Source organism: Bacillus sp. AFS029533 (assembly GCF_002585125.1).
Taxonomy (GTDB): Bacteria; Bacillota; Bacilli; order Bacillales; family Bacillaceae_G; genus Gottfriedia; species Gottfriedia luciferensis_B.
The window spans coordinates 21693-44909 of sequence record NZ_NUQC01000018.1 but is presented as its reverse complement, the minus strand read 5'-3'; the positions used below and the strand labels follow the sequence as shown (position 1 = coordinate 44909).

The 23217-nt window shown below is 34.1% G+C and carries 21 protein-coding genes; all 21 read left to right on the top strand.

Features of this window, described 5'->3' with window-relative positions:
- Positions 1-128 precede the first annotated feature (128 nt).
- The 21 genes from metG (at position 129) to COE53_RS09585 (ending at position 23145) form a co-directional block, all read left to right on the top strand.
- Entirely contained in the window at positions 129-2105 is a 1977-nt protein-coding gene (metG, locus tag COE53_RS09685; protein ID WP_069033947.1) for a methionine--tRNA ligase, read from the top strand.
- 424 nt (positions 2106-2529) lie between these two features.
- Positions 2530-3300: a TatD family hydrolase gene (locus COE53_RS09680; RefSeq protein WP_069033948.1), complete on the top strand. Its 771-nt coding sequence runs from the start codon at positions 2530-2532 to the stop codon at positions 3298-3300.
- Positions 3301-3486: 186 nt separating this feature from the next.
- Positions 3487-4695: a resuscitation-promoting factor gene (locus COE53_RS09675; protein ID WP_069033949.1), complete on the top strand. Its 1209-nt coding sequence runs from the start codon at positions 3487-3489 to the stop codon at positions 4693-4695.
- Positions 4696-4835: 140 nt separating this feature from the next.
- Complete coding sequence (gene rnmV, locus COE53_RS09670) at positions 4836-5390, top strand: ribonuclease M5 (protein WP_056474503.1); 555 nt, start codon at positions 4836-4838, stop codon at positions 5388-5390.
- Positions 5390-6271 (top strand): 16S rRNA (adenine(1518)-N(6)/adenine(1519)-N(6))-dimethyltransferase RsmA, encoded by an 882-nt coding sequence (gene rsmA / locus COE53_RS09665; RefSeq protein WP_069033951.1) that lies wholly within the window; start codon positions 5390-5392, stop codon positions 6269-6271. The genes rnmV and rsmA overlap by 1 nt, the downstream gene beginning before the upstream one ends.
- 189 nt (positions 6272-6460) lie before the next feature.
- Positions 6461-7339: a sporulation peptidase YabG gene (yabG, locus tag COE53_RS09660; protein WP_069033952.1), complete on the top strand. Its 879-nt coding sequence runs from the start codon at positions 6461-6463 to the stop codon at positions 7337-7339.
- 204 nt (positions 7340-7543) lie between these two features.
- Entirely contained in the window at positions 7544-7813 is a 270-nt protein-coding gene (veg, locus tag COE53_RS09655) for a biofilm formation stimulator Veg (RefSeq protein ID WP_069033953.1), read from the top strand.
- 119 nt (positions 7814-7932) lie between these two features.
- Positions 7933-8091, top strand: a complete 159-nt coding sequence (locus COE53_RS09650) for a small, acid-soluble spore protein, alpha/beta type (RefSeq protein ID WP_069033981.1) — start codon at positions 7933-7935, stop codon at positions 8089-8091.
- A 183-nt stretch (positions 8092-8274) separates the two neighbouring features.
- Positions 8275-9144: a 4-(cytidine 5'-diphospho)-2-C-methyl-D-erythritol kinase gene (gene ispE, locus COE53_RS09645; protein WP_069033954.1), complete on the top strand. Its 870-nt coding sequence runs from the start codon at positions 8275-8277 to the stop codon at positions 9142-9144.
- Positions 9145-9197: 53 nt separating this feature from the next.
- Positions 9198-10040, top strand: a complete 843-nt coding sequence (gene purR, locus COE53_RS09640; RefSeq protein WP_056474490.1) for a pur operon repressor — start codon at positions 9198-9200, stop codon at positions 10038-10040.
- 51 nt (positions 10041-10091) lie between these two features.
- Positions 10092-10463: a RidA family protein gene (locus COE53_RS09635; RefSeq protein WP_056474488.1), complete on the top strand. Its 372-nt coding sequence runs from the start codon at positions 10092-10094 to the stop codon at positions 10461-10463.
- 845 nt (positions 10464-11308) lie between these two features.
- Entirely contained in the window at positions 11309-11599 is a 291-nt protein-coding gene (spoVG, locus tag COE53_RS09630; RefSeq protein ID WP_056474486.1) for a septation regulator SpoVG, read from the top strand.
- A gap of 141 nt (positions 11600-11740) precedes the next feature.
- Positions 11741-13099, top strand: coding sequence for a bifunctional UDP-N-acetylglucosamine diphosphorylase/glucosamine-1-phosphate N-acetyltransferase GlmU (glmU, locus tag COE53_RS09625; protein WP_069033956.1), 1359 nt, complete (start codon positions 11741-11743; stop codon positions 13097-13099).
- 44 nt (positions 13100-13143) lie between these two features.
- Positions 13144-14097 carry a ribose-phosphate diphosphokinase gene (locus COE53_RS09620; protein WP_069033957.1) on the top strand — a complete coding sequence of 318 codons (954 nt, stop codon included), beginning with the start codon at positions 13144-13146 and terminating at the stop codon, positions 14095-14097.
- A gap of 103 nt (positions 14098-14200) precedes the next feature.
- Complete coding sequence (gene pth, locus COE53_RS09615) at positions 14201-14764, top strand: aminoacyl-tRNA hydrolase (RefSeq protein ID WP_069033958.1); 564 nt, start codon at positions 14201-14203, stop codon at positions 14762-14764.
- A gap of 77 nt (positions 14765-14841) precedes the next feature.
- The gene (locus COE53_RS24475; RefSeq protein ID WP_082459580.1) at positions 14842-15087 is read left to right on the top strand and encodes an anti-sigma-F factor Fin; all 246 of its coding nucleotides are present in this window, start codon (positions 14842-14844) and stop codon (positions 15085-15087) included.
- Positions 15088-15262: 175 nt separating this feature from the next.
- Positions 15263-18793 carry a transcription-repair coupling factor gene (gene mfd / locus COE53_RS09605; protein WP_098947900.1) on the top strand — a complete coding sequence of 1177 codons (3531 nt, stop codon included), beginning with the start codon at positions 15263-15265 and terminating at the stop codon, positions 18791-18793.
- A 232-nt stretch (positions 18794-19025) separates the two neighbouring features.
- A complete protein-coding gene (gene spoVT, locus COE53_RS09600) occupies positions 19026-19562 on the top strand; it encodes a stage V sporulation protein T (RefSeq protein ID WP_069033960.1) in 537 nt (178 codons plus the stop codon).
- A 216-nt stretch (positions 19563-19778) separates the two neighbouring features.
- Positions 19779-21368: a putative polysaccharide biosynthesis protein gene (locus COE53_RS09595; RefSeq protein WP_098947898.1), complete on the top strand. Its 1590-nt coding sequence runs from the start codon at positions 19779-19781 to the stop codon at positions 21366-21368.
- Between the two features lie 18 nt (positions 21369-21386).
- Positions 21387-22841: a bifunctional methyltransferase/pyrophosphohydrolase YabN gene (gene yabN / locus COE53_RS09590; RefSeq protein ID WP_098947896.1), complete on the top strand. Its 1455-nt coding sequence runs from the start codon at positions 21387-21389 to the stop codon at positions 22839-22841.
- Between the two features lie 34 nt (positions 22842-22875).
- Positions 22876-23145: an RNA-binding S4 domain-containing protein gene (locus COE53_RS09585; RefSeq protein WP_056474461.1), complete on the top strand. Its 270-nt coding sequence runs from the start codon at positions 22876-22878 to the stop codon at positions 23143-23145.
- Positions 23146-23217: the final 72 nt, after the last annotated feature.

The window sequence follows — 23217 nt, the reverse complement described above, 5'->3', positions numbered from 1 at the left end:
TAAGTATGAAGTTGTAATAGTAGATGGGGATATGCAGATAACTCATTTTTCATTTTATAATGAAATGCAAAATCATGCGAATAATTTAGTGTCAATATTTAGAATTTTTGAAGGAGGATTTTTGGTCAATGAGTAATAAAACTTTTTATATTACAACCCCAATATATTATCCGAGCGGAAAATTACATATAGGTCATGCTTATACGACTGTTGCTGGGGATGCAATGGCTAGATATAAAAGACTTCAAGGTTTTGATGTTTTTTATTTAACGGGTACAGATGAACATGGTCAAAAAATTCAACGTAAAGCTGAGGAATTAAATGTCTCGCCTCAAAAATACTTAGATGATATTGTTGTAGGAATTAAGGAATTATGGACAAAATTAGATATTTCATATGATGACTTTATCCGTACAACAGAAAATAGACATAAAGAAATTGTTGAAAAGATTTTCAAGCAATTACTTGATCAAGGTGATATTTATTTGGACGAGTATGAGGGTTGGTATTCAGTACCGGATGAAACATATTATACTGAAACACAAATTGTTGATCCTCTATATAATGAAGAAGGAAAAATTATTGGTGGAAAAAGTCCTGACAGCGGCCATCCAGTAGAGCTAGTTAAAGAAGAGTCATATTTCTTTAAAATGAGTAAATATGCTGACCGATTACTGAAGTATTATGAAGAAAACCCAGAATTTATTCAACCTGAATCAAGAAAAAATGAAATGATTAACAATTTCATTAAACCAGGCTTAGAGGATCTAGCTGTCTCACGTACTTCATTCGACTGGGGTGTAAAGGTACCTGGCAATGCTAAACATGTAATTTATGTTTGGATTGACGCTTTATCTAACTATATTACGGCTTTAGGTTATGGTTCAGATAATGAAGAAAACTATAAAAAATATTGGCCAGCGAATGTTCATTTAGTTGGTAAAGAAATTGTACGTTTCCACACGATTTATTGGCCGATTATGTTAATGGCATTAGACTTACCATTACCTAAAAAGGTCTTTGCTCACGGATGGTTATTAATGAAAGACGGCAAGATGAGTAAATCAAAAGGAAATGTTGTAGATCCAGTAGTATTAATCGAACGATATGGTTTAGATGCTCTGAGATACTATTTATTACGTGAAGTTCCTTTTGGATCAGATGGTATTTTTACGCCAGAAGGATTCGTTGACCGTATTAATTTTGATTTAGCAAATGATCTAGGAAATTTATTAAATCGAACAATTGCAATGATCCAAAAATACTTTGATGGTAATATTCCTGCAGTTAACGGCACAGTAACAGATTTTGATGAAAACCTTCAACAAATGGCAAAGAACACGAAGGAAACTGTGGAAGCAGCAATGGAAAATATGGAATTTTCAGTTGCATTAACAAATATTTGGCAGTTCGTTAGTCGTACAAACAAATATATTGATGAGACACAGCCGTGGGTACTTGCTAAGGACGAAAGCCGTGTACAAGAACTAGCATCGGTAATGGCGCATTTAGCTGAATCTTTACGTCAAGTGGGGATTTTATTAAAACCTTTCTTAACTCAGACGCCAGCAAAAATTTTCAATCAGTTAGGACTCGTTGATGAAAAGATTCTTTCATGGGATAGCCTAAATAAGTTTGGAGCAATCCAAGAGGATACGAGAGTACAAAAGGGTGAACCGATTTTCCCACGTTTAGAGACAGAGGTTGAAGTTGCATATATTAAAGAACAAATGCAAAGTACTGTAAAACCAGTGGTAGAAGAGAAAGTCGAAGAAACTGTTCCTGAAATTACAATTGATGATTTCTTTAAAGTTCAACTAAAGGTAGCTGAAGTAAAAGAAGCTGGTGCAGTAAAAGGAGCAAAAAAACTTCTAAAACTTCAATTAGATTTAGGAAATGAATCAAGACAAGTTGTATCAGGTATAGCGGAATACTATAAACCAGAAGACTTAATTGGTAGAAAAGTGATCTGCGTAACGAATTTAAAACCTGTAAAGCTTAGAGGGGAATTATCCGAAGGGATGATCCTTGCAGGAAGTATTGAAGGTAAACTATCACTAGCAACAATTGATCAATCATTACCAAACGGTACTATTATTAAATAAAGTTACTAAGAAAAGTATTTCGTGTAAAAACTAACATGAAATACTTTTCTTTTTTGATTTATTTTACTGAAATAATTGTTGTATTGTGCAGAAAATTGTAAAAATATCATAAGAATCACAAAAATGATAATAAATTGTTGATTTATGGCAGGTATTAACAAGTTATTGTTAAAAAATGTCACTATATGAAGAAAATATTACAGATTGATTACAATAGTAAACTAAAAATATTATCAGAATTTTGTTTCAAAAAACAAGAAAGTCTTGATATAACATGGAATTAATTTAAAACATCTTTAAAAATTAATTAGAAATTGCTTAATTTTGACTGTTTCTTTTTGTAACGGAATTGTTAACTGTGCGTTAGGTAAGAAATTTTACGGTATGCTAGACTAAATCTCAGATGAGCAAAGGGGAAGTAAAAATGCTTTTTGATACACATGTACATTTAAATGCAGATCAATACAAAGAAGACCTTGAAGAAGTAATAAGTAGAGCTCTTGAAGCAGGAGTTGTTCATCAAGTAGTTGTTGGCTTTGATCGACCAACAATTACGAAAGCTATGGAATTAATTGAGAAGTATGATTTTCTTTATGCAGCTATTGGCTGGCATCCAGTTGATGCAATTGACGCAACTGATGAAGATTTTGAATGGATTAAGGAATTATCAAAACATCCTAAAGTAGTAGCAATTGGTGAAACTGGATTAGATTACTACTGGGATAAATCTCCAAAGGAAATCCAAAAAGAAGTATTTCGCAAACAAATTCAATTAGCGAAAGAATGCGGACTACCGATTGTCATTCACAATCGAGACGCAACAGAAGACATTGTAACCATTTTAAAAGAAGAAAATGCATCTGAAGTAGGTGGCATCATGCACTGCTTCGGCGGAAGTGTGGAAACTGCAAAAGAATGTATTAAAATGAACTTCTATATTTCATTAGGAGGACCAGTTACATTTAAGAATGCAAAAAAACCAAAAGAAGTTGCGACAGAGATTCCGTTAGAAAATCTATTAATCGAAACGGATTGTCCATACTTAACACCACATCCGTATAGAGGAAAAAGAAACGAACCTAGCTATGTATCACTTGTTGCTGATGAAATTGCACGTTTAAAAAACATATCAGTTGAGGAAGTTCAAAAACGAACTTTCGAAAATGCGTGTAATATTTTTCAGATTAACAAATGATATCATGAACTAGTACGAATACATAATATTCGTCACAGTTCACGTATGAAGAGTTGAAGAATTTGTCGAAAGAAAACTCTTCTACTTCTAAATCTAGTAAACATACATTCAGTAGAGTAGAAGCACTAGTTAATAGGTTTGGAGCTAGTCAATCTTTTTTCTCAGGCGAAAAGGAGGAGTAAAATCGTGATAGACGCGAATAGGTTACTTTCTAGACTTGGGAGTAGTAAAAAACTAGCAGTACAACTTGCAGGAGCTTTAGTTTTCACTGGATCAGTAGGTACAGGAGCATATGAGGGACTTAAAGAACAAGTAACTCTTGAGGTAGACGGGAAGGAACAGGTTATTCAAACACATGCAAATACTGTGGCTGAATTATTAAAAGAACAAAATATTAATATTACGAATGCAGATGAAATATATCCGTCAGCCAAAACGAAAATATCAGATGATATGGATATTACAGTTCATTTAGCGAAACCTGTTAAACTTACGATCGATGGGCAGGAAAAAGTCATTATGACAACTGCTCAAACGGTAAAGGAATTATTAAAGGAACAAAATATTAAGATCAATCCTGATGATGTTATAATGCCTGCACTGTCAACACCGTTAGAGGAAAATGGTAAGGTATCTTACGAAAAAGCATTCCCTATGGTATTAAATGACGGAGGAGTTTCTAAAAAAGTATTTGCAACTTCGACTACTGTCGCTGACTTTTTAGAAAAGCAGAACATTACATTAAACGAATTTGACCGAGTTGAACCAGGTGCCGGCGAAATGATCAAACAAAATGATACAGTTCGAGTTATCCGTGTCGAAAAAGTCAACGATGTGGTGGAAGAGCCTGTAGATTTTAAAGAAAAAGAGCAAAAAGATTCTTCTATGTATAAGGATGAATCTTCGGTCATTTCAGAAGGTGTAAAAGGGCTTGTTAAACGTAACTTTGAATTGATTAAAGAAAATGGTAAGGTAGTTTCTAAAACGCTAGTAGATGAAACTATTTTAAAAGAACCAGTTGATCGAGTAGTTGCAGTTGGAACAAAGTCTGTACCAACATCAAGTGCATTAGTAAAATCTAGTGCTCCAAAATCAAGTAGTAAGGTAAAAGAAATGTACGTTGAAGCAACTGCATATTCACCTTACGATGCTGGGATGTCTGGTGTAACAGCTTTAGGTATTAATGTTCGTAAAAATCCTAACACAAAACTGATTGCAGTTGATCCAAAAGTGATTCCTTTAGGATCTAAAGTTTGGGTTGAAGGATATGGTGTTGCTATTGCTGGTGATACAGGTGGAGCAATTAAAGGTAGAAGAATCGATATTCTAATGCCTACAAAAGACGATTGTTTTGATTTTGGGCGTCGTACTGTAAAAATTCGTATTATTAGTTAATATTTTTAAAATAGATCGTTGTTTGAATGAAAGTAGAAGGATAAGTCCTTCTGCTTTTTTTTATACTACTTTTAAGAGAGTATGAAGTTTTATTATCCTTATGGTATGATTACATATACTTGTATTGGTTGGAGGAACAAATGAAAATTAAAGAAATCATTGTTGTTGAAGGTAAAGATGATACGGCGGCAATTAAAAGAGCTGTGGATGCAGATACAATTGAAACAAGTGGTTCTGCTATAAATAAGGATACTTTAAAATTAATAAAGCATGCTCAGGAGACTCGAGGAGTTATCGTATTTACAGATCCTGATTATCCTGGACAACGTATTCGCTCGATTATTAAAGAACATGTACCAGGATGTAAGCATGCGTTTTTACCAAAGGAAGAAGCTGTTCGTTCAGGTAAAAAAGGATTAGGAATCGAGCATGCTACTAGAGAATCTATTCGAAATGCTTTAATTCATGTTAAGCAGGAATTTATCGAAGTTGAATCTGAAATTACAAAGGAAGATTTAATAGATGCCGGATTAATTGGACATCCCTCTTCAAGTGAAAGACGAGATAAACTTGGTAAAATTCTTAATATAGGTTATACAAACGGTAAGCAACTAGAGAAAAGACTGCAAATGTTTCAAATCTCAAAAGATGAATTTGGGCAAGCAGTAAAAAAAGTTTTAATGGAGGAAAAATAATGAAGGATATCGCGACACCTAGTCGAACGAAAGAAATATTAGCCAAGTACGATTTCTTCTTTAAAAAAAGCTTTGGTCAAAATTTCTTAATTGATACAAATATACTAGAAAACATTGTAAGTTATGCAGATTTAACTGAAGAAAGTTGTGCAATTGAAATTGGACCGGGAATTGGAGCATTAACTGAGCAAATTGCTAAGCGTGCTAAGAAAGTATTAGCTTTTGAAATTGATAATAGACTAATCCCAATCTTAGAAGATACACTTTCACCATATGATAATATACAAATCGTTAATGAAGACGTATTAAAGGCAGATGTTGAAAAAGCGATTAATGAGTATTTGCCGAATGAGTTAGATATAATGGTAGTCGCTAACTTGCCTTATTATGTAACGACACCAATTATCATGAAGCTATTAACAGAAGGTTTACCAATCAGAGGCATTGTTTGTATGTTACAAAAAGAAGTGGCTGACCGTATCTCCGCTAAGCCGGGAACAAAGGATTATGGTTCACTATCAATCGCAATACAGTTTTATACACATGCTTCAACTGTTATGACTGTACCTAGAACAGTCTTTATGCCACAGCCAAATGTTGATTCTGCTGTTATAAAGCTAGTAAAACGTGAAGAACCAGCAGCAGAGGTAATTGATGAATCATTCTTTTTTGAAGTAGTTAGAGCGAGCTTTGCTCAAAGACGAAAAACATTAAATAATAATTTATTAAATAACTTTTCTCATCTTAAAAAGGATAAAGCAATACTTGAAGCTTGTCTTCTAGAGGCAGGTATTGAGGGAACAAGAAGAGGAGAAACTTTATCAATTCAAGAATTTGCAACATTAAGTAATAGTCTATATAAACAAGTAAAAGTAAAATAACAAAGAGATGATTATAAGCTAGTTTACCAACTAGTTTGTAATCATCTTTTTTTTTGCTACTTTATTTTAGTTCTGTTGCCCTACAAAAGTTCAATAAACCTTCTTTTCACCCTTTTTTTTGTCCATACATAATCTAAAAAAAGAGAGCGAACTCGTAGTGTACTTAAGCAATTTTGGAGGGGAAGGCATGTGAATATTAATGTAGGGGATATAGTAGAAAGAGCATCTTATAAATATGACCTAGTTTTTCGAGTAGTGGAGGTAAAACAAATCGGGGATGAAGTCATTGCTGTTTTATATGGTGACGATTTTCGTTTAATTGCTGATGCGCCTTTATCTGACCTGCGAGTAATCATTGAATCAGAGTATCGAGAAAAAGGTAAAAGATCATCTGTTCAAATTGAGGAAAACTACAAACTATTTAAAAGAGAAGCCTTGGAGCAAAAAGAAAAAAGAAGATTTCAAGCAACAAATGGATATAGAACAGATGTAAATCTTTTTCAAATACCAGGTCGGGTACTTCACATCGATGGAGATCCAATTTATTTAAAAAAATGTCTTGAAATGTATAATAAGATGGGTGTCCCCGTTGAGGGAATCTATTGTAAGGAAACAGAATTACCAACAAAAATTGGTTATTACTTAGATCATTATCGTCCCGATATACTCGTTATAACTGGTCATGATGCATACACAAAGGCAAAAGGGGTCGTTACTGATATAGAAGCTTACAGACATTCAAGATATTTTGTCGATGCCGTAAAAGAAGCGCGAAAAAAGGTTCCGTCTTTAGATCACCTTGTAATTTTTGCTGGGGCATGTCAATCTCACTTTGAAGCGATTATACGCGCAGGAGCAAACTTTGCAAGCTCACCAACTAGGGTAAACATACATGCATTAGATCCCGTTTATGTTGTTGGAAAGATAAGCTTCACATCATTTATGGATCGAGTAAATGTTTATGAAGTAGTTCGTAATACAATTACAGGTGAAAAGGGACTAGGCGGAGTAGAAACAAAAGGAATTTTAAGAACAGGGCTACCTTTCCAATCGATGGAAGAGGAGTAAGGAAAAGATTTTCTACATTAGCGAGAGAACTCGTATGTAGAAAATCTTTTTTTTATTCTCATACATAAATTTTCTGATTTTCACAAATAATAATCGGGTGTTGCAAAAAAATATTGACAGGTAACCTGTATCGTTGGTATAATTTTATCTTTTTTGACTTAGTTTACATAAGATGGTATACTTGTCATAGTGAGGTGGTATGAAATGGCAAAAAAATTATCTGAAATAAAGGATACTTTAGATAGTCATGTTGGACAACGACTTACATTGAAAGCAAACAGCGGACGTAGAAAGACTGTAGAACGTTCCGGTGTATTAGCAGAAACATATCCATCCATATTCGTGGTACAATTAGATCAAGAAGAGAACGCATTTGAACGCTTATCTTTTAGTTATGCAGATATTTTAACAGAAACAGTTGAATTGTTTTTCTGTGATGACCATACAAGTGGACTGATGGCGAATGGGCAGTAGAATTTTCTACTGTCCCTTTTCTTTTTATTATTCATGAAATTAAACAGATTTACACATACTAACAATGTCGAAGTGGAAAAAGGGGGTTGCTTTTTTTGGGTAGAAGAAAAAGAGGTATAATGTCACAGAGCTTTAAAGAGGAACTTGCAAAAGATCTTGGTTTCTACGACGTCGTTCAAAAAGAAGGCTGGGGAGGCATTCGAGCGAAGGATGCCGGCAACATGGTTAAAAGGGCAATCGAATTAGCTGAGTTACAATTATCTAATAAGCAACAATAAACAATCTTCACTTCGACAAGCGATTTTGTCTACACATCAAACCGAAGCTAAATGCTTCGGTTTTTGTGAATCTTCCTAAAGAAAATTTACTGATCTAGCTCACTTTCATTGGGGTACATTTTTCTTATGAGTTAATTATGATACAATAGCAAAAAAGTAAGTGTTCATAAGAAGGTGAGAATAGTGAAATTAATGGTGAAGGCTCCTGCGAAAATAAATCTTTCATTAGACGTCGTAGGGAAGAGAGGCGACGGTTATCATGATGTAAAAATGATTATGACAACGATCGATTTAGCCGATCGAATTGAATTAGAGCTTATTCAGGAAGATAAAATTGTCGTTACATCACATAATCGTTACGTGCCTGATGATCAACGCAATTTAGCTTATCAAGCTGCGATGCTACTGAAAGAAATGTTCGGAGTTAAATTAGGCGCACATATTTTTATTACAAAAAATATTCCTGTTGCTGCTGGTTTAGCAGGAGGTAGTTCAGATGCAGCGGCAGTACTAAGAGGTCTGAATAAGCTTTGGAATTTAAATTGTTCGTTAGATGAATTAGCGGTAATTGGGTCTAAAATCGGGTCGGATGTATCATTTTGTGTTTACGGCGGAACAGCAATAGCTACAGGTCGTGGAGAAAAAATTGAACATATCGATACACCACCACCTTGTTGGGTTATTTTAGCAAAACCAACACAGGGAGTTTCAACAGCAACTGTTTATCAAAAGCTTAAATTAGATAATATTCAACATCCTGATGTAGATCGTATGGTTAATGCCATTTCGAATAAAAATTACGACGATATTTGTCAGTCATTAGGAAATGTATTAGAAACAGTTACACTGCAATTACACCCTGAGGTTGCAATGATTAAGGATCAAATGAAGCGTTTTGGTGCAGATGCGGTTTTAATGAGCGGAAGTGGTCCTACAGTATTCGGATTAGTTCGCCATGATTCTAGGATGAATCGTGTTTATAACGGATTAAAAGGTTTCTGCGATCAAGTATACGCCGTTCGGATGTTAGGTGAAAGGGAAAAACTTGATTAAAAACGAATATTATTATAAAATTTTTATAAAATATTCGTGATTTGAGGTGCTGCATGAAAATTAGAAGAAGCTCTCGTCTTGTAGGTATGACACACTATTTGTTGCATCATCCACAACAATTAGTATCATTAACTTTTTTTGCTGATTTATATGCGTCTGCTAAATCATCAGTAAGTGAAGATTTAGGTATTATAAAGCAGACGTTCGAACAGCAAGGAATTGGGACACTTTTAACTGTGCCAGGAGCAGCTGGTGGAGTAAAGTATATTCCTAGTATAAGTAATCAAGAAGTAAATACAGTGATTGAAGAATTATGTGATCTACTTCAAAAACCGGACCGAGTGTTGCCCGGTGGTTACTTATACATGACTGATATATTAAGCAATCCTAACTATGTTAATAGTGTAGGCCGTATGTTTGCATCTATATTCAGTAATCAAAAAATAGATATCGTTATGACAATTGCTACAAAAGGAATTCCTTTAGCGTATGCTGTTGCAAACTTTTTAAATGTACCTGTTGTAATTGTTCGTCAAGATAACAAGGTTACGGAAGGATCAACAGTAAGTATTAATTACGTATCTGGTTCTTCAAAACGTATACAAACAATGTCATTAGCAAAAAGAAGCATCGAGGCAGGTTCTAATGTTTTAATTATTGATGATTTCATGAAAGCTGGTGGAACGGTTACTGGTATGAAAAATTTGCTTAAGGAGTTTCAAGCAAATGTTGCAGGAATCGGTGTATTAGTCGAGGCAGTAAATATTGAAGAAAGATTAGTTGAAGATTATATATCACTTGTAAAGTTATCTGAGGTAAATGAAAGAGAACAGCTTATTCGAGTTGAAAGAGGCAATTTTCAAGAAGAATCATTTATTAAAACGGAAAGCTTATAATCGTTAAATAGATAAGCTAATTGTATATAATGAAGAAGGGGAAGATACATAATGCAATTAATTCATACTGATCATGCACCAAAAGCAATTGGACCATATTCTCAAGCAATAATCGCTAATGGATTATTATACACTTCTGGACAAATTCCATTAACTGTAGAAGGAAATATTGTAGAAGGTGGTATTGAGGAACAAACAAAACAAGTGTTTGCGAACCTTAAGGCTGTTCTAGAAGAAGCTGGAACAGATTTATCAAAAGTAATTAAAACAACTGTATTTTTAAAAGATTTAACAACTTTTGTTGATTTTAATGCAATTTATGAAGAGTTTTTCAATGGACACAAACCCGCAAGAAGCTGTGTCGAAGTTGCAAGACTACCTAAAGACGTATTAGTAGAAATCGAATGTATCGCAGTTATATAAGACCAAAACCTGAAATTATTTTCAGGTTTTTTTTATTGTGTAGAAGTATTACTTAGTCAATATTTTCATAAATAGAAAAATAAGTGAAATTTATGTATTTGTGAATTTTTTGGGTATTATGATGGGCTTTAATATAATTTCTCTATTTTTATCCTTTTCTATAATGAAACTTGGCTTACTTGCAAATTTCTTGTTTTCTCCTTTGAATACCTATTCTTCTAAAGGTCTCAAATATAACGGATTGAGAGTCACTTAATATCAACAAACTATAGTAATTGTTTATTCTTGAGAAGTTAAAAATATTTAATAGTTAATTTCTATAAAAAAGTTCAATTGATAGTTTAATAAAATATTTAATATTGATTGACCAATAAACTGATTAATAAACGACTGTTAGTATACGCTAAGCAAAGGACTATTTGATTCGATTTTTATTAAAAACTTTTTTTGATGACTAAGTTGATTGGAACGAAGGGGTGATCGACTCCTATGGGATAAGCGGGAAGCCCGAGACCCCGCAGGCTAGCCGAGGAGGCTCGGGACTCGCCCCATGGAAAGCGAGCACCCCGTAGTGGAAATCAACATCACTCTACGCCTTTAATTTGGTAATTTTATGACAAGGATGTTTTCCAACAGCGTGAAAAAACTTGAAATTATTTTCAAGTTTTTTTATATTCATTAAAATTCAATTAAAATAATCCGATAAATAAGTTAAGGACATTAATTTAGTAAACATTTGTAAAAATTAAATAATTTAAATAAAAAATTTTCCAAAAAGAAGGAAATTATTGATAATTGTTGAAACTTACTAATTATGGTTTAAGTTGATAAAGGTGGTGAACTAGATGGAAGTGACAGACGTAAGACTACGCCGCGTAAACACGGAGGGTCGTATGAGAGCTATCGCATCAATTACATTAGATCATGAATTTGTTGTTCATGATATTCGCGTAATCGATGGTAATAACGGTTTATTTGTAGCAATGCCAAGTAAACGTACTCCGGATGGAGAGTTCCGTGATATCGCTCATCCGATTAACTCTTCAACTCGTAGCAAAATACAAGATTCTGTATTAGCTGAATATCACCGTGTAGGTGAGTTAGAAGAAGACTTTGAAGAAGCAGGTGCTTCTTAAAAATATGACCAAAAAGAACCCATTAATGTATAATGGGTTCTTTTTTTATGGTATAATAAAATGGATGTATTTTGTGGAAAAATATTAAAATTAGCATTTTGAGCTACCAGGTATAGGTATTTAGATTGATGGAGGATGACTATGTCAAATAAATATGCGATTGTTCTAGCTGCAGGAAAAGGTACTAGAATGAAATCAAAATTATATAAAGTACTTCACCCTGTTTGTGGGAAACCTATGGTTCAACATGTTGTAGACCACGTATTGTCAGTTGGTGTACAAAATATTGTAACTGTTGTAGGTCACGGAGCGGAATTAGTTAAAACACAAATAGGTGATCATAGTGAGTATGCTCTACAAGCTGAGCAATTAGGTACTGCACATGCTGTTATTCAAGCAGCGCCAATGTTAAAGGATAAAAAAGGAACTACTTTAGTAATCTGTGGTGACACACCATTAATTTCGCCAGAGACAATTCAAGCCTTATTCGATGAGCATGAAAGATTACAAGCAAAAGCTACAATTTTAACAGCTCATCTTGAGGATTCAACTGGTTATGGTAGAATAATTAGGGGCGAAAATGGGTCTGTATTAAAAATTGTTGAGCATAAGGATGCAAGTCCAGAAGAGCTAACAGTTCAAGAAATCAATACAGGTACATATTGCTTTGATAATAAAGCATTATTTGAAGCATTAAATGAAGTAAACAATAATAACGCTCAAGGTGAGTACTACTTACCAGATGTTATTGAGATACTAAAAGCAAAAGGCGAAATAGTAGCTGCATATAAAACAGCAAATTTCGATGAAACATTAGGTGTAAATGATCGTTATGCATTATCTATTGCAGAATCAATCATGCGCAAAAATATAAACAAAAAGCATATGTTGAATGGTGTAACGATTATCGATTCGGCTAGCACATATATCTCTGCAGATGCAAAAATTGGTTCGGATACAATTATTTACCCTGGTACAATGATCTATGGAAATAGTATAATTGGAGCGGGTAGTACAATTGGCCCAAATACTGAAATTATCGATAGTGAAATTGGTAATGATACAGTTATTAAACAATCAGTTGTACATGAAAGTAATATCGGTCATTCAACTACAGTTGGACCATTTGCTCACATTCGTCCGGCATCAACATTAGGTGATGAAGTTCGAATTGGAAATTTTGTTGAAACTAAGAAAGTTACTTTTGGTAACGGAAGTAAAGCATCTCATTTAAGCTATATTGGTGACGCGGAAATTGGTCAAGGTGTTAATCTTGGTTGTGGCTCAATCACTGTGAACTATGATGGTAAAAATAAGTTTAAAACAACGATTGAGGACAATGTCTTTGTTGGTTGTAATTCAAATTTAATTGCACCTGTAACTGTGAAAAAAGGTTCATACATTGCAGCTGGTTCTACGATTACTGATGAAGTTCCAGAAGATTCACTAGCAATTGCAAGAGCAAGACAAGTGAACAAAGAAGGTTACTATAAAAATTAATTATAGATAAAAAGAAAAGAAAAAAAGCGGAGGGTACACGAAACATGCCTAATCATTATCCAGACAAGCATTTAAAAGTATTTACTCTAAACTCGAATCCTAAATTAGCTGAAGAAATTGCAAAACACATTGGTGTAGAGCTTGGTAAATGTTCGGTTTCTCGTTTTAGCGATGGAGAAGTGCAAATTAACATTGAGGAAAGTATCCGTGGTTGTGATGTATTTATCATTCAATCAACAAGTTTCCCTGTAAACGAAAGTATTATGGAATTATTAATTATGATTGATGCTTTAAAACGTGCATCAGCAAAAACAATTAACATTGTAATTCCTTACTACGGTTACGCTCGTCAAGATCGTAAAGCTCGTTCACGTGAGCCGATTACATCAAAGTTAGTTGCAAATCTACTTGAAACTGCGGGATCAACTCGAGTGATTACACTTGATTTACATGCTCCACAAATTCAAGGATTCTTTGATATTCCGATTGATCACTTATTAGGTGTACCTATCCTTTCAGATTACTTTAGAAAAAAACAGCTTGAAGATATCGTAATTGTTTCTCCTGACCACGGTGGAGTAACAAGAGCTCGTAAAATGGCAGATCGTCTAAAAGCTCCTATTGCTATCATTGATAAACGTCGTCCAAAACCAAATGTTGCTGAAGTTATGAACATCATCGGTAATATTGATGGTAAAACGGCTATCTTAATTGATGATATTATTGATACAGCGGGTACAATTACACTTGCTGCTAATGCATTAGTAGAGCATGGTGCAAAAGAAGTATATGCATGTTGTACACACCCTGTATTGTCTGGACCGGCAATTGATCGTATCGAAAACTCTTGTATTAAAGAATTAGTTGTAACAAATTCAATTTGTCTTACTGAAGATAAAAAGACTGATAAACTTGTTGAATTATCAGTTGCTGGCCTATTAGGTGAAGCGATTATCCGTGTATATGAAGAGCAATCAGTAAGTACTTTATTTGATTAATATAAAAATTACATCTTTGCTTTGAAACTTATAAGAGGACGTAACCAGAAGTGGTTACGTCTTTTCGTAATATAACCAAGTGAATTAGAATGGAGGATAATAAATGAAGCTGTTTGTAGGATTAGGCAACCCAGGTAGAGAGTATGAAAGAACGCGACATAATATTGGGTTCATTGCGATCGATGAATTAGCTCACCGATGGGGCTTTTCTTTAACCCAACAAAAATTTAATGGTATTTATACTTCAGGAATTGTGAACGGAGAAAAAGTTTTCTTGTTAAAGCCTTTAACATATATGAACTTGTCAGGTGAATGTGTAAGACCATTTATGGATTATTTTAATATTGATCTAGAAGATCTTGTCGTTCTATATGATGAAATGGATATTCCAACGGGAAAGCTACGTCTGCGTACAAAAGGAAGTGCTGGGGGGCATAATGGTATAAAGTCATTAATTCAGCATTTAGGAACACAAGAATTCCAACGAGTTCGAATTGGTGTAGATCGTCCATCAAATGGGATGAGTGTCGTAAATCATGTATTATCAAACTTTTTTGAAGAAGAAATTGCAGAAGTAGTTGATGGTGTAAAAAGAGCTGCAGATGCATGTGAATATTTTTTAAAGCATTCTTTCGTGGATGTAATGAATCAATATAATAAAAAATAAAAAACAGGAATTTAAGCTTTCACATTGAATAAGTATAGTTAGTACAATCCATACTGTATATATGAATTTTATGTAGTATGGAGGAAGTAATGGAATTATTAGATTGTCAGTGTCGGTATTGTAGTAAACAAATGGGTAGTATTGAAAAACAACAGTTGTTACAAGTTTCGTCTTCGTATTGTCATTCTTTCGATGAAGAACTAAGCGATTTTGTAAATTTTATTCAATCTCCTAATCAAGTAATTTATATTGTGTGTGAGGATTGCGAAATGACTCTATCTGAGTTTCCACATTACCATGAATATAAGAATTTCATAAATTAAATTGCCTTTGGTTTATAACTGAGGCGTTTTTCTGTTTTTTTCTAGACTCTGTTAAGATGAAGTGTGTGTATCTATACAAATGAAACTTAAAATGGAGCAAATTAAAAAAACTATAAATATAAACTTCAACTAAGATTATTGTTACTTAGATTGACTGTTAGGGGAGATTGACTTCGTGATTGGTTTAATTGAACAATTTAACCAGTATAAAGATATTAAGAAAGTAATAAATGGCCTAAAAAATGGTCTAAGAGAACAATTGGTTACAAACTTAACGGGGTCTGCGAAGACATTGCTTGCTGGAGCTGTTTTTAAAGAAACTGGACAAACGCAGCTAATCGTTACAAATAATCTTCTCCAAGCTCAAAAAGTATCGGAAGACCTAAAATCGGTAGTTGGGGAAGATAAAGTATTTTTATATCCTGCAAATGAATTGATTGCTTCAGAGATTGCAGTATCAAGTCCAGAGCTTAGATCCCAAAGACTTATCGCATTAAATAGTTTGATGTCAAAAAAGCCGTCTGTAGTAGTTACACCTGTTTCAGGGTTAATTGGCTTTTTGCCATCTCCAGAATTATGGTCTAACTATCAAATTAATTTTGAAATTGGTGAAGAAATCGACTTAACTAATTTGATTTCAAAGTTTGTCCAAATGGGCTATGAACGTGTTGGGATGGTCGAAAGTAAAGGAGAGTTTAGCGTACGCGGAGGAATTCTTGATATTTATCCACTTACGTATGAAGATCCTATTCGAATTGAACTCTTTGATACAGAAATCGACTCAATCCGTTCGTTTTCTCCTGATTCCCAAAGATCTATAACAAAATATGAGAGTGTCCATATTGGCCCAGCGACGGAAAGGATTATTTCCAAGGCTGATTTGCAATTAGGCGTTCAACTAATTGAACAAGCTTTTAAAACAACTCTATCAAAAATAAGTGATCAACAAGTAAAAGAGTTATTGGTTGAAAAGGTAACCTATGACCTTGAGCAACTAAAGCAAGGGCAATTGATTGATCAAATATACAAATACTTTGGTCTAATCTATGAAAACCAATTTAGTTTACTAGATTATGTTCCTAAGGAAACTGTTGTCGTTATTGATGAGATTTCGAGGGTTCATGAAATCGTAGAGCAGCTTAAAAAAGATGAAGCAGAGTGGTATACGTCTTTACTAGCTGAAGGAAATGCATTGCATGGAGTAAGTTTTTCACATGACTTTTTTGAATTACTGCATTCGAGAAAGCGCCAACAAATTCATACGAGTCTGTTCCCTAGAAGAGTACCTCATACGCATCCTGAACAAGTAGTTTCGATTCAATGTAAATCGATGCAAGAGTTTCATGGACAAATGAATCTGTTGAAAAATGAATTAGATCGCTGGAAGAAAAATAACTATACAATCGTTATGCTCGGCGAAAGTGACGAAAGAACAAATAAAATTGAAAATATATTAGAAGATTACAGAATTGAAGGTAAAATTGTCTCTTCTTTAGAACAAATAAAAAATGGTGAAGTATATATCATGAAAGGTGATCTTCGTTCTGGATTCGAACTTCCTTTAGAAAAATTTGTTCTAATAACAGAGCGTGAGTTATTCACGAAAAAAGCTAAGAAGAAAAAAAGAATTAATACAAAATTATCAAATGCAGAACGAATAAAAAATTACTCAGAATTAAAAGTTGGAGATTATGTTGTTCATGTAAATCATGGTATTGGTAAGTTTTTGGGAATTGAAACATTAGAGATTAATGGTATTCATAAAGATTATATACATATTCGATATCATGGCGACGACAAATTATTCGTACCGATTGAACAAATTGATCAAGTGCAAAAGTATGTTGGATCTGAAGGTAAGGAACCAAAGATTTATAAACTTGGTGGTACTGATTGGAAAAAGGTTAAGAAGAAGGTTGAAGGCTCAGTTCAGGATATAGCAGATGATTTAATTAAGCTTTATGCAGAACGCGAAGCATCAAAAGGCTATGCTTTTTCACCTGATGGCCTGGAACAGCAAGAATTCGAATCTTCATTTCCTTATCAGGAAACTGACGATCAACTTAGATCAATTCATGAAATTAAAAAGGATATGGAAAGAGAACGTCCAATGGATCGACTGCTTTGTGGTGACGTAGGATACGGAAAAACTGAAGTAGCTATTCGAGCGGCTTTTAAAGCAATTGTGGAAGGAAAGCAAGTTGCTATTTTAGTGCCTACTACAATTTTGGCACAGCAGCATTTCGAAACATTAAGAGAAAGGTTTCAAGATCACCCAATTAATATCGGTTTGTTAAATCGTTTCCGCTCTCGCAAACAGCAACTTGAAACGATGAAAGGCTTAAAAGAGGGCTCTGTCGATATAGTAGTTGGAACCCACCGCCTATTATCGAAGGATATTCTATATAAAGATTTAGGACTTTTAATTATTGATGAAGAGCAAAGATTTGGTGTATCGCATAAAGAAAAAATAAAACAACTAAAAGCAAATATAGATGTATTAACCTTAACTGCAACGCCAATCCCTCGTACATTGCATATGTCAATGCTAGGAGTAAGAGATTTATCAGTTATTGAAACGCCACCAGAAAATCGTTTTCCAGTTCAAACATATGTAGTTGAATATAACGCTGCATTAGTGAGAGAAGCGATTGAAAGAGAGCTTGCTCGAGATGGACAAATCTATTTCTTATATAATCGAGTAGAAGATATTGAACGTATGGCTGAACAGATTTCGATGCTTGTACCAGATGCAAAAGTAGCTGTAGCACATGGTCGAATGAATGAAGGGGAACTAGAATCAGTTATGTATGCCTTTTTAGATGGCCAATATGACGTATTAGTAAGTACGACGATTATTGAAACAGGTGTGGATATTCCAAATGTTAATACATTGATTGTATATGATGCAGATCGAATGGGTCTATCAACGCTTTATCAATTAAGAGGGCGTGTAGGACGTTCGAATAGAGTGGCATATGCTTACTTCACATATAAACAGGATAAAGTACTGACTGAGGTAGCCGAGAAGCGCCTGCAAGCAATTAAAGAATTTACAGAACTAGGTTCAGGTTTCAAAATAGCAATGCGTGACTTGTCGATACGAGGTGCAGGAAATTTACTTGGAGCACAACAACATGGATTTATAGATTCGGTCGGTTTCGATTTATATTCTCAAATGTTAAAAGATGCAATCGAACAGCGTAGAGGGGTTAAGAAAGAGGATATAATTACAATTGAAATTGACATTGAAGTCGATGCTTATTTACCTGACACGTATATTCAAGATAGTAAGCAAAAAATTGAGATGTACAAGCAATTTAGACGTGTTGAAACGTTTGAAGAGTTAAATGATTTACAAGATGAATTAATGGATCGTTTTGGCGATTTCCCGTTAGAAGTAGGTTACCTATGTCAGGTTGCTCATATTAAACTTTTAGCTATTGCAGAGAAGATTGAACTGATTAAACAAGTTAAATCAGAAGTAAGTGTTTATTTCTCTGAGAAGGCAAGTGCTAATATTGATGGTGGTAAATTATTCCAACTATGTAATTCATTCGGTAGAGGCATTGGTTTAGGTATGGATGGATCGAAATTAAAAGTAACGCTAGACGTAAAAGGAAAAAATCCAGCTGACTGGCTTACTACGCTAGAAGGTTTAATTACTGGATTAAAAAACGTGAAAAAAGAGAGTGTAAATGCTTAAGGATTGTAATACGAATGGTTGCTTTAATTAGGCGATAAAGTAATTAAAAGTTACCAAAAAGTGCTTACAGTACTATATTTTTAGTAAAGGTGTTAAAAAATCTCACTTATTTTGTATAGAACTTTCGTTGTGTAGGATACTATCATTAATTAAGGGTGACCTTACCTCATTGTCACTCGGATATCTTTCATCAACGTAGACATGCAAGTAAGTGAGGAGGCGCTTTACAAGTATGAAAGCAACAGGTATTGTTCGTCGAATTGACGATTTAGGTCGAGTAGTAATACCAAAAGAAATTAGGAGAACTTTACGGATTCGTGAAGGTGATCCATTAGAAATATTTGTGGACCGAGATGGAGAAGTCATTTTAAAGAAATATTCGCCAATTAGTGAATTAAGTGATTTTGCGAAGGAATATGCTGATGCACTATACGACACACTTGGACATACTGTTATTATAAGTGACCGAGATTCAGTTGTAGCAGTTGCGGGGGCTTCCAAAAAAGAATACTTAAACAAAAACATTGGTGATATTATCGAAAAAACTATGGCAGAGCGTAACTCAAAAGTAGTTAGCGAGCCTGGGGAAGCTTCATTTATCGAAAGTGTAATTGAAAAATATCAATCCTATGCAGTAGGAGCAATCATCGCAAGCGGGGATCCAATTGGAGCTGTTGTTATCTTTTCGAAAGATAAAACAATTTCTGAAGTTGAAAAGAAAGCAATCGATACTGCTACTAACTTCTTAGCTAGACAAATGGAGCAATGATCATATTATGAAGTAAAACAAAGGCCAGTAAAGGAATATTACCTTAACTGGCCTTTGTTTTTTCCCTTGATATAAACTACCGGATCCACATTTAAAGATAACCATTACTTGCTAAAATTGGAAAAGGGAGTTTTTTCTTTTGGCAACTCTTTACATAAGACCTATTAATGTAATACATTAAAGGGTGAACCGTCTAACAAAGGAGTTGTTATCCTTTTGCAAAAAGCTAAGCAAAAAGCAGCCCTACAAGGGGCTTTGTTCATAACAATAGCATCATTATTATCGAAAGTACTAAGTGCGTTTTATAAAATTCCTTATCAAAATATTGCCGGCGATTTAGGTTACTATATTTACCAACAGGTATATCCTGTCTACGCAATTGCTTTAGCATTTTCTACATATGGCTTTCCTTTGGTTTTATCATCTTATGTGGCTGAAAGATTGGCGAAAAAAGATGATAAAGGGGCTAAAGATTTGGTTTATGCAACATTTATGATGTTGTTCGTCATAGGTATACTTTGTTTCTTTACTTTATACATAGGAAGTAATAGTATAGCGAAGTTTATGCGAGATGATCATCTAGCGATGTTAATTCGTGTTGTTAGTGTTGGATTTTTATTTGTCCCAATCACTTCAGCATTTCGAGGATATTATCAAGGTTTAGGGGACATGGGGCCAACTTCAGTCAGTCAGGTGATTGAGCAATTAATTCGAGTTATTACGATATTAGTGCTGTCACTTTATTTAATGCAAACGACCGACAATCTTTATATTGTAGGTGCAGGGGCTGTTTCAGGTTCAATACTTGGTAGTATAGCAGCGATACTGTACTTCTTTTATTGGGTTTCTTTTCGAGGATCTGGTTTGACGATACCATCATTTGGTTTACTTAAAACCTATCGCTTAGAATTAAAAACAATTTTGTATCAAGGTATCCTACTAAGCTTAAGTAGTTTAGTACTCGTATTCATTCAGTTTATCGATTCACTCTCTTTTTATCCGTTATTAGTACAATATGGATATCATGTTGAAGGTGCTAAACTAGTAAAGGGTATTTATGATCGTGGATTTCCACTAATTCAATTAGGCTCTGTCATTGCTTCATCGTTTTCTCTAGCCCTAATTCCGTATTTATCGAGTGAATTAGTTCGTAAAGAACATCATTCTATTAATAATCGAATTTCAGGTGCCATTAGAGTTAGTATTGTAGTCGGAGCAGCAGCCACAATTGGTTTAATTTCAATTATCCATCCGACTAATATAATGCTATATCGAAATGATCTAGGAACGGATGTCCTAACTGTTTTATGTATATCGATCTTCTTTGCTGGAGTATCGATTACGACATCTTCAATCGCACAAGGATTAGGTAAAAGTTTAATTCCAGCTTTAAATGTAATTGCTGGAGGATGTGTTAAATTTATTGGAAATGTTATTTTAATGGAGCAAATCGGATCTAAGGGAGCAGCTTATTCAACGGTATCTGCTTTAATTATTGTTACGATTTTAAATTTAGCTTATATATATAAATTGTCAAAAGTAACATTTTTTGATTTTAAGTTTATTGTGAAATTAACTGTATCTGTAGCCATTATGTATGGTTGTGTATATGGTTATGAATATGTTTTTGAAAGATATGCAATGTTTATTAACCCACTTCGTTTAAGAATGTTAGTTGAGGCACTAACTTCAGCGGTTGTAGGTGCAATCGCATTCGCGGTTGTCTTAATAAAAATTAAGTTATTTACAGTAGAAGAACTAAGCTCAATCGTTAAAAGTGAAAAATTAAAGAAATGGCTTTCTTAAAAGAACAGGAGGATCAAAATGAACAAGATTAAAGTTTTAGGTTTAGGAGCAGGTGACCTTAATCAGCTTCCATTTGGTATCTATAAAGAGTTACAAAAAACTGACAATCTTTATTTACGTACAAAAGACCACCCTGTTATAAGTGAATTAGAAACAGAAGGACTAACGTTTCAATCATTCGATGAAATTTATGAAAAACATGATCGTTTTGAAGAAGTATATCAAGAAATTGTTCAACTACTGGTGAAAGCTTCTGAAGAAGGTTCAATTACATATGCGGTACCAGGTCATCCTCTTGTAGCGGAAAAAACTGTTCAGCTACTAATAGCGCTTGCAGATAAAGGAAATATCCAGCTTGACATCAAAGGTGGACAAAGCTTCTTAGATGCGATGTTTACTAGTTTGAAAATTGATCCAATCGAAGGCTTCCAGTTTGTTGATGCAACGGATTTAGAGGCGGAGTCGATTACGTTTAGACAGCATTTAATCATCTGCCAGGTTTACGATCAAATGATTGCCTCACATGCGAAATTAAAGTTAATGGAACAGCTTCCCGATGATTATGAAGTCGTAATCGTTACGGCAGCGGGTAGTTCAAATGAGCAAATAAGAAGGGTGCCATTGTTTGAATTAGATCGCGATACATCAATTAATAATTTGACAAGTGTTTATGTACCTCCAGTTAAAAATGAAGAGGATCTGTATCATCAATTTGAAACACTTCGTTCTGTCATAGCTACTTTAAGAGGCCCTAATGGATGTCCGTGGGATCAAAAGCAAACACATGAATCATTAAAGAAGTACTTACTAGAAGAGGCTTATGAGCTACTTGAAGCAATCGATGAAGAAGATGACGATCATATTATTGAAGAACTTGGAGATGTATTACTTCAAGTCATGTTACACGCCAAAATCGGAGAAGATGAAGGTTACTTCTCAATACAAGATGTAATTCAAGGATTAGTAAGCAAACTAATCTATCGTCACCCGCATGTATTTTCAACAGTTCATGTGAATGATGAGGAAGACGTATTAAAAAATTGGCAAGCATTAAAACAAGCTGAAAAGGGGCATGTCGTTGAGTCTGTTCTTTCAGGCATACCAAAGGATCTTTCAGGAATATTAAAAGCAGAGAAACTTCAAAGTAAGGCTGCGAAAGTAGGGTTTGACTGGAAGGAACTACCGCCAGTGGTAGATAAAGTTAACGAGGAGTTAACTGAAGTTCTTGATGCCATCAAATTGAATGATCAGACTAAAGTTGAAGCAGAACTTGGTGATTTGTTATTTAGTATTGTTAATTTAGCGCGTTTTATTGATGTAAATCCTGAAGAAGCTATTTTAAAAACTAATATGAAATTTACAAAACGTTTTCAATATATTGAATCAAGACTTCGTGAAATAAATAAGACATTTTCTGATGTATCTCTTGAAGAAATGGATGAGATTTGGAATGAAGCTAAAAAATACGAATAATGTCTAATTGAATGAGAATTGAGGAGAATAAATTATGAGACTTGATAAATTTTTAAAAGTATCGAGAATTATTAAGCGTCGTACACTTGCGAAAGAAGTAGCTGATCAAGGAAGAATAACGATTAATGGAACAGTTGCGAAAGCATCTACAGAAGTAAAAGTAAATGACGAATTAAAAATTCGATTCGGACAAAAAATTGTTACAGCAAAAATTAATTTACTTAAAGAGACCGTTCGAAAAGAAGAAGCAGATGCAATGTATACAATCATTAGTGAGGAAAAACTGTCAGATAGCTTGTTCTAAAAAAGTTGTCCCTTCATATACTTGTACAAATAACACTGTATTAGGAATCGATTTACAAGAGGTACAGTTTAT

Coding starts and splice junctions, on each gene's coding strand:
- COE53_RS09680 (WP_069033948.1), top strand. CDS start 2,530: ATGCTTTTTGATACACATGTACATTTAAATGCAGATCAATACAAAGAA.
- COE53_RS09650 (WP_069033981.1), top strand. CDS start 7,933: ATGTCACAGAGCTTTAAAGAGGAACTTGCAAAAGATCTTGGTTTCTAC.
- spoVT (WP_069033960.1), top strand. CDS start 19,026: ATGAAAGCAACAGGTATTGTTCGTCGAATTGACGATTTAGGTCGAGTA.
- pth (WP_069033958.1), top strand. CDS start 14,201: ATGAAGCTGTTTGTAGGATTAGGCAACCCAGGTAGAGAGTATGAAAGA.
- yabN (WP_098947896.1), top strand. CDS start 21,387: ATGAACAAGATTAAAGTTTTAGGTTTAGGAGCAGGTGACCTTAATCAG.
- rnmV (WP_056474503.1), top strand. CDS start 4,836: ATGAAAATTAAAGAAATCATTGTTGTTGAAGGTAAAGATGATACGGCG.
- COE53_RS09635 (WP_056474488.1), top strand. CDS start 10,092: ATGCAATTAATTCATACTGATCATGCACCAAAAGCAATTGGACCATAT.
- COE53_RS09620 (WP_069033957.1), top strand. CDS start 13,144: ATGCCTAATCATTATCCAGACAAGCATTTAAAAGTATTTACTCTAAAC.
- COE53_RS24475 (WP_082459580.1), top strand. CDS start 14,842: ATGGAGGAAGTAATGGAATTATTAGATTGTCAGTGTCGGTATTGTAGT.
- veg (WP_069033953.1), top strand. CDS start 7,544: ATGGCAAAAAAATTATCTGAAATAAAGGATACTTTAGATAGTCATGTT.
- COE53_RS09585 (WP_056474461.1), top strand. CDS start 22,876: ATGAGACTTGATAAATTTTTAAAAGTATCGAGAATTATTAAGCGTCGT.
- glmU (WP_069033956.1), top strand. CDS start 11,741: ATGTCAAATAAATATGCGATTGTTCTAGCTGCAGGAAAAGGTACTAGA.
- rsmA (WP_069033951.1), top strand. CDS start 5,390: ATGAAGGATATCGCGACACCTAGTCGAACGAAAGAAATATTAGCCAAG.
- purR (WP_056474490.1), top strand. CDS start 9,198: ATGAAAATTAGAAGAAGCTCTCGTCTTGTAGGTATGACACACTATTTG.
- spoVG (WP_056474486.1), top strand. CDS start 11,309: ATGGAAGTGACAGACGTAAGACTACGCCGCGTAAACACGGAGGGTCGT.
- metG (WP_069033947.1), top strand. CDS start 129: ATGAGTAATAAAACTTTTTATATTACAACCCCAATATATTATCCGAGC.